The sequence below is a fragment of the Myroides sp. TSA_177.3 genome, assembly GCF_052691955.1.
The window spans coordinates 463,749-474,940 of the sequence record NZ_JBQZGD010000001.1; the positions used below are offsets into that span (position 1 = coordinate 463,749).

The 11,192-nt window shown below is 36.1% G+C and carries 9 protein-coding genes; 5 read left to right on the forward strand and 4 right to left on the reverse strand.

Annotation, left to right across the window (positions count from 1 at the left end):
* Positions 1–81: 81 nt before the first annotated feature.
* From ACUTSE_RS02055 to ACUTSE_RS02065, 3 genes are all read right to left on the reverse strand, one after another.
* Positions 82–2,154, reverse strand: coding sequence for a flotillin family protein (locus ACUTSE_RS02055; protein WP_445639035.1), 2,073 nt, complete (start codon positions 2,152–2,154; stop codon positions 82–84).
* Positions 2,155–2,184: 30 nt separating this feature from the next.
* On the reverse strand, positions 2,185–2,898 hold the full coding sequence (locus ACUTSE_RS02060; protein WP_445639036.1) for a hypothetical protein: 714 nt from the start codon (positions 2,896–2,898) through the stop codon (positions 2,185–2,187).
* 211 nt (positions 2,899–3,109) lie between these two features.
* Positions 3,110–4,777, reverse strand: a complete 1,668-nt coding sequence (locus tag ACUTSE_RS02065; protein WP_445639037.1) for a formate--tetrahydrofolate ligase — start codon at positions 4,775–4,777, stop codon at positions 3,110–3,112.
* Between the two features lie 1,029 nt (positions 4,778–5,806).
* On the opposite strand from ACUTSE_RS02065, the gene ACUTSE_RS02070 reads away from it, so the two are divergent.
* Positions 5,807–6,388 carry a PhnA domain-containing protein gene (locus ACUTSE_RS02070; protein ID WP_445639038.1) on the forward strand — a complete coding sequence of 194 codons (582 nt, stop codon included), beginning with the start codon at positions 5,807–5,809 and terminating at the stop codon, positions 6,386–6,388.
* 22 nt (positions 6,389–6,410) lie between these two features.
* Here the strand turns inward: ACUTSE_RS02070 and ACUTSE_RS02075 are convergent, their stop codons facing one another.
* Entirely contained in the window at positions 6,411–6,830 is a 420-nt protein-coding gene (locus tag ACUTSE_RS02075) for an NUDIX hydrolase (protein ID WP_445639039.1), read from the reverse strand.
* A 313-nt stretch (positions 6,831–7,143) separates the two neighbouring features.
* Between ACUTSE_RS02075 and ACUTSE_RS02080 the strand changes: the two genes are divergently transcribed.
* The 4 genes from ACUTSE_RS02080 (at position 7,144) to ACUTSE_RS02095 (ending at position 10,778) form a co-directional block, all read left to right on the forward strand.
* Positions 7,144–7,737, forward strand: coding sequence for a cell wall assembly protein (locus tag ACUTSE_RS02080; RefSeq protein ID WP_445639040.1), 594 nt, complete (start codon positions 7,144–7,146; stop codon positions 7,735–7,737).
* 40 nt (positions 7,738–7,777) lie between these two features.
* Entirely contained in the window at positions 7,778–8,155 is a 378-nt protein-coding gene (locus tag ACUTSE_RS02085; RefSeq protein ID WP_115092651.1) for a CD225/dispanin family protein, read from the forward strand.
* A gap of 10 nt (positions 8,156–8,165) precedes the next feature.
* Complete coding sequence (locus ACUTSE_RS02090; RefSeq protein ID WP_445639041.1) at positions 8,166–8,537, forward strand: DUF2752 domain-containing protein; 372 nt, start codon at positions 8,166–8,168, stop codon at positions 8,535–8,537.
* A gap of 222 nt (positions 8,538–8,759) precedes the next feature.
* Positions 8,760–10,778 (forward strand): S8 family serine peptidase, encoded by a 2,019-nt coding sequence (locus tag ACUTSE_RS02095; RefSeq protein WP_445639042.1) that lies wholly within the window; start codon positions 8,760–8,762, stop codon positions 10,776–10,778.
* Positions 10,779–11,192: the final 414 nt, after the last annotated feature.

Genomic DNA, 11,192 nt, shown 5'->3' on the forward strand with positions numbered 1-11,192 from the left:
TACGGAGGTAAATTAAAAATAGAGTAGAGGAGTAGCGAATAAAAAGTCACTCTTTTTTACAAAGAGTGACTAGAATAGCTATTATGATAATTTCTTATTTCCTATACCTAAGCGCTGTACAGCATCGGAGATTGTCCCCAATAAACTTTGATTTTCATCTGTAGCATTATGTTGCATTTTCATTATTAAAGCTGCAATACTCAGATTTTTAAGGTCTTCTGTTGTTACGTTAAACTGTTGCGCATAATATTTAATATTGTCAAATAAATCGCCTTGGTTGATGGACGTTCCATCGCCTAAGAGAGCCGTTTTAATATCTTGTACATTCTGACTCTTGTCAACCAATTGATCAAATCCTTTGGCACGGCTTACCTGGTTGATAATATTCTCAAAGAACATCGTTTCACCACCCACAATATCGATTTTTGCTGTTTGTAGCGCAGTAGAAAGGACATCTGCTTGAGATTTAGCAATATCTTTTTGAATGTTTAATGCAGCTAGTTCTACTTCTTTCTCTTTTTGAAGTTGTAACTTGAACTCTTCGTGTTCTTTTCCAACACCGTCCATTTGCTTCATCGCATCTGCTTTCTCTTTTAATCCATCTGCATCTGCAATCGCTTTTTCTTTGATTACTTCTGCTTCTGCCAAGCCTTCTTTGCGTTTTGCTTCTGCTTTCGCCGCGATTCCTTCTGCTTCAGCTGTAGCAATGCGTTGAATTCTTGCCGCTTCAACAATACTTTCTTGCTCAATTGCTTCCGCTTTTGCTTTGATTACTTCCGCTTCAGCAAGTCCTATAGTAGCATCTTCACGCGCTTGTGCATCTGCTAAAATCTTACGTGCTTCAGCCTGTTTGATTGATGCTTCTTTTTGTGCTTCTGCTTCAATCAACATTTGTTGTGAAAGTTGTTCTTGCGCAAATTTCTTCGCTTCTGCTTCCTTAATTGTCTTGATTAAGTTTTCTTCTGCAATTTTACTCGCATGGGTAATACCTACTTGTTTCTCTCTTTCAACTTCTCTGAAAGCTTCCACATCTTTGATGCCTTGTTGCTCTTCAACTACACCTTTTTCAAGCTGTACTCTTTCGCGAATAACATTCTGAATTGTTTTCTTTTCTTCTTCTACTGCGCGCTCTTTATTAATTTGAGCTAGAGATACAATACGCTCGCGTTCTGTTTGCTCTAAAGCACGGTCTTTTTCAACGCGTTCCGTTTCAACTGCATCAGTACGCTCTTTGTTCTTCGCCGCAATAATAACCTGACGAAGTTTGTTTTCTTCTAATATTGCTAAACTCTCTTCCGTTGAGATACGTACACTTTCAGATTTTAAACGCTCTTCTTCGCGTACTTTTTGAATCTCAGCTTCTTCACGTGATTTGATGTTGTCAACTTCTCTGCGTTGTTTCTCTTCTTTTTCTGACAATTGTCTTTCTAATTCAAGAATCGCCTCGCGAGCTTCAACATCTTGTTTTTTGATTACTTTTTGCTCATCACGGCGAATCAAGTTCGCATTGATGTTTTGTAAAGCTGTTAATTCCGTAATTTTTTTAATCCCTTCAGAATCTAGAATATTCTGTGGATCTAAATAGGATAGATTAGTTTGTTCTAAGTAGTCAATCGCACAGTCATCTAAAATATAACCATTTAAATCACGACCAATAATATTGATAATCTCATCTCTAAATTCACGACGAGCTTCATATAGTTCAATAAACTCAAATTTCTTTCCTACCGTTTTTAGGGCTTCAGAAAACTTCGCTTCAAAAATGTTGCGCAGAGTTTCTACATCACTTGCACGTTCACAACCTAAGGTCTGTGCAACGTTAATCACATCGTCAATGGATTTGTTGACGCGGATAAAAAAGGCCACCTTGATATCGGCACGGATATTGTCTTTACAGATTAATCCTTCTTTTTGCATACGGTCAATTTGAAGCTTTTTCACGGAAATATCCATGATTTCCATTTTGTGAAATACAGGAACAACATAGATCCCTTTATTAAAAGCAACTTTGGTACCGCCAATACCTGTTCTAACAATTGATTTTCCCTGCGGTATTTTCTTGTAGAAAGTAGCGAGTACAGCAAAGAATAATAGAATTAATAGAAATAAAGCACCAACGATGATTGCTATTATTGTTCCTAATCCGAAGTCCATAAAATTTGTGTTTAGTGATTGATAAAATGATTACATGCGTTTGACCACATAATATAGGTTGGTTGTTTTTGATCTTTCTATTACGTAAACTCGATCTCCAAATTGGATGGGTTCCCCATCCCAGCTGGCTACCATGATTTTGATAGGATCTTGATCGACCACTAGCTGCATAATCCCGTGTTTATCTGCATCAATACTCGATTGCATTAACCCTTCGCGACCAATGAAATCTATAGATTCATCTCCGTGATAGCCTGTCTTTTTTAGAAAATTACCCAAAGGAAGGGTAACGTAATGCGTGAGAATAATAGCTATGATAGCCAAGGGAATCAGTATGATAATAGACCAATTGCCAAATTTGATGATATGCGGTGATAGTGTAGTTAGTAAAGAACCTGCCCAAGTGAAAAATTTAAAAATAGTCAACACCATCATAAAAGGCACTTGGCCTACATTCATATAATGGAGGATCTTCATAAATAGATTCGGCTCATGGGATAGGGTAGGTTCGTCAATATCTGGATCTTTATCGTGTAGAATATCCACGTGATTTTGTTGTAAGTCAAAATTAGTATCTACATCAACATCTACGTCTACATCTACATCCGGTTGGGCGTCTATACCTATTCCATCTAATCCCCCCATAAGGGCTGAAAATAACCAATAGATGACTGATATAATCATCAAAACGGTCATGATGGCGTTAGAAACAGGGAAAAATAAGTGGTGAATTATATCTTTCATTAAAAATAGGTGATATACGTATTTTTATACGCTATTTTTTCTAAATTTTCTCAAATATAATGAATATAGTTTTTAATTGTTAATGACAATTTGTTAAAAATTAAATTATAAATAAGAGTATGGGTTATTTGTTTAATTCCTAGTTTAGGGAATAAAAAAAAGCGAAAAATTCAATTTTTCGCTTTTTTAATTAGGGTATAAAGGATGAGAATTAGCTTAAACCTTCAACTAATCCATCTACTAAGTCAATTTTTGTTGCTTGTGGTACTTTAGGAAGTCCAGGCATACGCATAATATCACCAGCAATAGCCACGATAAATTCAGCACCGTTATTAATCACAAGATCATTAATAGCAATAGTAAAATCTTGTGCTACTCCATATGCGCTAGCATCTGCTGAAAACGAATATTGTGTTTTGGCAATACAAACAGGAAACAAATCGAGTTTTGTTCCTTTGATTTGATTTAATTTTTTCTGTGCAATAGGGCTAAAAGTAACCGCAGTTGCTCCGTAGATTTTTGTTGCAATCGCTTTTATCTTATCAGCAATTGTCAAATCATCCGAATAAGGGAACTGTAATGGCTGACTAGGATTGGTTTCAATCATCTGTATGACTTCATTTGCTAAAGCTATAGCACCTGTTCCTCCCTCAACAAAAGCATTGTTTACCGCAAAACCTAATCCATTTGCACGACAATAGTCTTCAACTAATTGGATTTCTTCTGAACTATCTGTCGCATATTTATTAAACGCAACCACGATACTTTGTCCAAATGAGCGCAAGTTTTCTACGTGTTTTTGCAAGTTCTCTAATCCCTTTTTGATTCCTTCAATATGTTTGTCCTTAATGTTCTCTAAAGCCACACCACCGTGCATTTTTAATCCTTGTGCAGTAGCAACCACAACTGTTAACTTCGGTTGTAAGCCAGATTTTCTACATTTAATATCAAAGAATTTTTCCGCACCTAGGTCTGCTCCAAATCCAGCTTCTGTAATTACATAATCGCCATAGCTCATCGCCATTTTAGTCGCAAGCACAGAATTACATCCATGGGCAATATTAGCAAAAGGACCTCCGTGAATAAATGCAGCTGTATTTTCAGTGGTTTGAACCAAATTCGGATTTAAGGCATCTTTTAGCAAAACAGTAATAGCTCCAGCTACACCTAAATCTTTTACCGTAAACATACTGCCATCATAGCGATAACCTAAAAGAATGTTTTCAATGCGTCTGCGTAGATCATCAATATCAGTTGCCAGACACATAATCGCCATAATTTCTGATGCAGGTGTAATATCAAAACCACTTTCTTGAGGTACACCATTGGCATTTCCTCTTAGCCCTGTCGTGATATAACGCAAGCTGCGGTCATTGACATCCAATACTCTTTTCCATAAAATTTCTTTGATGCCATTAGCTTCCGCTCTATTTTGATAGATGTAGTTGTCTAGTAAAGCACTTAAGGTATTATGTGCAGAAGTAATCGCATGGAAATCCCCTGTAAAGTGCAAGTTGATATTTTCCATCGGCAATACTTGAGCATAACCACCACCAGCTGCACCACCTTTCATTCCAAAACACGGACCTAAAGAAGGTTCTCTTAACGCAACAACCGCATTTTTTCCAATTTTGTTTAATCCAAGGGCTAAACCAATAGAAACAGTAGTCTTCCCAATTCCCGCTTTTGTAGGAGTAATGGACGTAACCAAGATTAAATTTGATTTTTTTTGTTGCTCTTGTTGTTGGGCTTCTAGTTGAACTTTCGCCATGTTCTTGCCATACGGAACTACATACTCCTCTGGTAATTGGATATTTTTAGCAATTTCGTAAATGTTCTTTAATTCACTTTCTCTTGCAATCTCAATATCTGTTTTCATAGTAAATAGAAATGTGTTGTTATGCAGTAAAGTTAAGTCTTTTGATAGAATATTGAAATAGGAGGGATGGTTTGTTTTTGTGAGGAGGTGAGGTGGTGAGGTGGTGAGGTGGTGAGGAGGTCAGGCGGTGAGGAGGTCAGGCGGTGAGGATGAACGTCCCCCTTTCTCATCGCCTCACCAATCTCACCAATCTCACCAATCTCACCGCCTCACCCTTAACCCATACCTCATAACCATACCCCCCTTACAAATTAAACACAAGTAAAGAGTTAGCAGTAGTTTTGTTGAACATTCCTTCGACTTTCCTTGGACAATGCTTGGAGTATACTAGGAAAATAGACCCTTTTGTCGAAGGAAAGACGAAGGAAAGTCGAAGGAATCTCCAAGGAAGGTGGAAGAAAAATCGAAGGAAAATCGAAGGAACCCCGTCCAATAATAGAAAAAGTGAATGATGAGGGGGGAGAAGGCGAGGTTTGTACTTTGTGAGGTTTGTGCTTTGTGAGGTTTGTACTTTGTGAGGTTTGTACTTTGTGAGGTTTGTGCTTTGTGAGGTTTGTGCTTTGTGAGGTTTGTACTTTGTGAGGTTTGTACTTTTTGAGGTTTGTACTTTTTGAGGTTTGTACTTTTTGAGGTTTGTACTTTGTGAGGTTTGTACTTTGTGAGGTTTGTACTTTGTGAGGTTTGTACTTTGTGAGGTTTGTACTTTGTGAGAGGTTTGTCTTCACCCATAACCCCTTAACCCATAACCCATAACCCTTAACCCTTAACCCATAACCCATACCTCATAACCTTAAAGTAAATTTTCTAATTAAAACAGAGCTCCTTGCTTTAATCGATAAATCTTACAACTTCACGAAAAAGCAAACCTCACAAAGAGCAAAAAACAACCCTCACAAAGCACAATCCTCACGATTATCAAATTACAACCATTCCAGTGTATTTCTTTTTAATATAAAGGAGTTTTATTGTTTTTTATAAATAGATATTTAAAGTTATATTTGCACTTTTAAATTATATTCTATACGTATTATGAAAACAGAAGCGGAGTTAAAAGACAGAAGTGGAAATAAATGTGAACTATGTGAATCTACAGGACCATTAAAGGTTTATGAGGTTCCGCCTGTGGCTGCTAATGAAGCAGATAAAGAAATTTATATTTGTGCGACTTGTTTAGATCAAATTGAGAAAAGACAAGAGTTAGATAGCAACCATTGGCAATGTCTAACGACGTCAATGTGGAGTGAGGTACCTGCTGTTCAAGTAGTCGCTTGGCGTATGTTGAACCGTTTTAGACAAGAAAGCTGGGCTGCGGATAATTTAGAAATGATGTACTTGGATGATGAATTGATGGAGTTTGCTAAAGCAACAGGAGATCATACAGGAGATGGTTCTGTTGAATTACACAAAGATAGCAATGGAAATATTTTGACAGCTGGAGATACTGTTACTTTAATCAAAGATCTAGATGTAAAAGGATCTTCGTTAAATGCAAAAATTGGTACAGCTGTTCGCAATATCAGATTGGATCCAAATAACGTAGAGTATATAGAAGGTAAAGTGGATGGACAAATGATTGTTATTCTTACCAAATATGTAAAGAAACAAGGATAGAAAAATAAAAAAATCTCAGTTGTTACTGGGATTTTTTGCTTTTTAACCACAGCGGAATACTGAATTCTTCTAAAAGGTGAGCCAAAGGAACCTGATGATAGTTCTCATAGGTTAACCATTTAATCTCTTCTAATTCTGCATGAGGAGTAAAATCTGTCGGAGTTAGAGTTAGTTGAAAGATGGTTGCGTGAACCAGAGTATTAGCTTCATTCACTGCTTGGGTTTGATGTGTGCCCAGATGATGAATTTCGCTTGGATCGAGGGTAAGGTTGAGTTCTTCTTTTAATTCACGGAGCAAGGCTTCAATTGGTTCTTCTCCAGGTTCAATTTTACCGCCAGCCATCATATAATAACGGGATCCTTTTTTTCGAACAGTTAAGAGTGCTCCATGGGAATCAATAATCATTGCTGAAGCAAGGTAAATCGTTTGGACTGTTGACATAATACAGATTTTACCTTCAAAAGTAAGGGAATTTTGCCACTAGAAGAAGAAAGTGAATCGAAGGTTTTAAATGAATATTCACGAAATGACTCCATTAGATTTGTTAAATCTGAAGGAGTATGTGTTTTTTTTAATTGAAAATCATAATTTTATAGTATGATTAAAGAAAAAAATAAGAATGTTTACAGAATTGTTTTTTGTAAAAGAAAAAATTTTATCTTTATTCAATCAAACAAGATCCTCAACTATGGGAGAGGTTTTGTATAGTTTAATTTAATTTAAGTTGAAAATAGAGCCTATATTCAGGGCGAAAATGAACAGTACAATGGTAAAACAAGAATTTACTGCATTATTTAAAGGGTACAAAATTCCTAAGGAATTAAAGAGCTTATTAGAGTTTCAAGTATCCGAAAACATTCCCTCTTATTATTCAAATGCGATTTATTTAATGACAGAAGAAACCCCACTGATTGAAAGTTTTTCAACAGAAGAGGAGTTTCTTAAAGCATTTATTCCTTTTGCTGAAGCAAATAGCTCAGGAAGTATCTATGCTTTTTGGATTAATAACAAAGAAGTAGATGATTTAACTCAAGCTCCGATCGTTGCCTTTGGTGATGAAGGTGGTGTTTTTGTCGTTGCTAAAAATATTCAAGAATTATTGCAGATAGCCGCGTACGATGTGGAAGCTGTGGTATTTGAAGATGAATTTTATTTTCAAGATAAAGAAGTATTAGAAGAGGAAGGAGAATTTAATTCTGCTGAATTCTGTACAGAGTATTTGGATTGGTTGCGTACAGAAGCAAAGTTAAAACCAATCTTGACAATCGAGGGTGTAGATGCTGTCGTTGATCATGCTCAAACAATGTATCAAGAAAAGTTAGAACAGTATATCAAACGTTTTGTTTAGAAAGAACAAAAAGTAGTATATTGCGTTAAAATTTTAAGAAATGGAACAAAGTAACTTCAATCAGAATTTTGATGCTTTTTCAAATCAAGCACAAAATCAAATGCAACCAAAACCAAAAAATTATTTGGCTTTATCGATTATTTCAACAATTTTTGGTTTTTGTAGCTGTATTGGACTTTTCGTTGGTATTGTAGCTATCGTAATGTCAACGCAGTCTACTAAAAAGTATGAGCAAGGAGATTATGAAGGAGCAGTGAAAGCTGCGAAAAATGCCAAAATTCTCAGCTTGATTGTATGGGGTATTTTTGTTCTTAACCTCGTTTATTCTTGGTATAATATCCAACAAATGGGAGGATGGGATGCTTATATGGAGTCAGTTCAAGAAGCAATAGGAATGATGCAAGGAGGAGGAATGTAAGATTTACATTATGCAGATTTTTTATCGGATTCTTTTTTACGTCCTACTTCCTATCGGAATTGTAGTTGCCGTAAGTAAAGGATTGAGTTATTTTCCTGCGGTTGTAACCTGCTCAATAAAAGACTATACTGGATGGGATTGCCCAGGGTGTGGTGGACAAAGAGCAATTGACGCAATCATTAAAGGAAAATTTAAAGATGCATTCTACTATAATCAGCTGATATATCTTTACCTAGGAGTCATGCTCTATATATATGTACTCTTTGTGGAAAGCTATATCCTGAAAAACAAAAGATTTATGCAGCGATTTGGATTTAGCAATACGTTTGCATTTCTCTTTGTAGGAATAATACTCTTCTTTTTTATTATAAGAAATATATAAAAAGGTTCGATTGTTCGCAATCGAACCTTTTTTGTTTAAATCATATGGATTCAATCGTTTCGTTGTTTAAAATCTTTTATTAGTTTGTTGATATTGAGTTTTGTGTATTTGTTTTCTGCTAGATTTTTAATTAAATAGTTTTTTAGTTAAAATTAGCATTATTATTGGTTTTATGCTTAACTTTCACGACCTAAAATTAGAAACAACCAAAAGACAGAATTTATGAAAAAAAATACCTTGTTGTTATTCAGCTTGTTTTCCTTGTGGGGAGTGAGTATGAATGCGCAAACGGAACAAATTCGTAAAAAAATTATTTCTACTTACGATAAGTTGAATGTAGAAGAAGCTAAGGCTTTTGAAAAAGCGAGAATTGAAGAGAAAGAATTCGCTTATAAAATGGCTAAAGAAAACAATAAACCAATTTCAGGAATTACAGAAGATGGTCGAGTGTTTTCTTTACAGCGAATTAACGAAAACGGTTCGTATATATACTATTCTACAAGTAATGCAGGAAGTAGAAAAACAACAAGAGTAAATGATATAGCACCAGGTGGAAGTTTAGGTTTAAACTTAGATGGAACAGGAATGCTTGTAGGAGTATGGGATGGTCAACCAGCTTTAGATACTCATGTGGAATTTCAAGGAGATACAGGTGGAAGTCGTATGACATTGAGAAAGCCTTTGCTCAACCTCGGTACAGCTTCCCAAGATGAGCGTTTGAGTTTTGAGCGTGGACGATCACATGCTACACACGTATCAGGAACAATCGCTGCAAAAGGAGTCAATGCTTCTGCAAAAGGAATGGCACCAGCTGCGCGAATAATTAGTTATGATTGGGATAGAGATACGCAATATATGCGTCAAGCTGCAAGAACAGATGCATTATTGGTATCAAATCACTCCTACGGATATACAGCAATTGATGATTTTGGGCGTGCAGTACTCGCAGTGAACGATTTCGGAACGTATGATTTTACAAGTGAGGATTTTGATAAACTTACTTTTGAATATAAATATTATCAACCGGTTGTTGCAGCTGGAAATGATAGAGATAATTTTAGAATCATAAATCCTGCTAAGAATGGAAATGATTTACTTACTGGATCTGCGGTAGCTAAAAATACTATTGTTGTAGCAGCAGTTGAAGAAGTAGCGAATTATACGGGGCCTGCAAGTGTTGTGATGTCGTCGTTTAGTAACTTTGGACCTACGAATGATTTTCGTATTAAACCCGATATTTCATCTAAGGGGGTAAGAGTGTTTTCAAGTAATTACCAATTACCAACACCAGTGACAGGAGTGCCTAGAACTAATTTGTATTCGAATTCTAGTGGTACATCCATGGCAGCTCCTTCAGTGACAGGTGTAATTGCTTTATGGCAACAATGGGCGATGGAGAAAAATGGTAATGCATTCAAGTCAGCTACAATTCGTGCGTTGATGGCACATACAGCTGATGAAGCTGGAAGTGCAAAAGGACCAGATCATAAATTTGGATGGGGATTAATCAATGCAAAAGGGGGTGTTCAAATTCTGGAAGGAAGCAAAGTGAGTGGTGTTGTTTTAGAAGAGAATGTATTAGTGCAAGGAGCAACATATGAAAAGCAATTTTCAGTAGGGGAAAGTGGAATCAATGTTATTGTTACAATTGCTTGGACTGATCCAGAGGGTTCATTAACGAATGGAGATAACTCAGATGAAACTTATGCAAAGAATAACCCTTCTTTAGTAAATGATTTAGATCTACGTGTATTTAAAGACGGAGTGGAGTATTTACCTTGGAGATTAAATAAAGATTTTAGAAATCTAGTCGCTCAAAAAGGAGATAATAACGTTGATAATATTGAGAAAATTGAAATTGAAGGAGCGGAAGCTGGTATTTATACAGCGAAAGTAACGCATAAAGGTGTATTAAGAGGAGGAAGCCAAGAGTATTCAATCATCATGAGCCGTAGCGACTTCAATAATTTATCTACTGAAGAGTTTGAGTTGACTGATTTATCTTTTGCTATTTGGCCAAATCCGGTAGTGGATCAGTTGAATGTAACGATTCCAGAAGAGGTTAATGTAAAAGGTATGTCTATTCAGGTATTTGATATGACGGGCCGTTTGGTACAAAGTTTATCAACACTATCCTCAAATCAAGTAGAAGTAAATATGAGCGGATTGTCTTCAGGTACTTATTTTGTAAAAATAAAAGGCAATGGCTTTGACAAGACAGAGCGTATTGTAAAAAAATAAACAAGTAGTTAAACAACTATAAGAAGAAGGAGAGCTGTGCTCTCCTTTTTTTGTGCTTTTATTTTTTAAAGAAGTTTTTATCTTTTTATAAGTGGGCACATTTCTATGTGCCCTTACCTATATATAAGGAGAGCATCAAAACCACAAAATCTTTTCCCGCCCGTACGGGCACATGGCAATGTGCCCCTATGCTCGAACCACTTTTTTCAAAAGACCCCCTTCTTTTACTTGATGCATTCCTCAAAAATTCCCCTTGCAAAAAGGCAAAAAAGCAAAAAAAAGCAGCATCACGGCTTCACACGATCCTAATCCATGAAAAAGTCAAAAAAAACTTTGAGTTGTAACGTGTATGATAATAGGGAGTTGCGACCATTATCAAAAATACTTTAAAAAAAAGGTGGTGTAAAGTTTGGG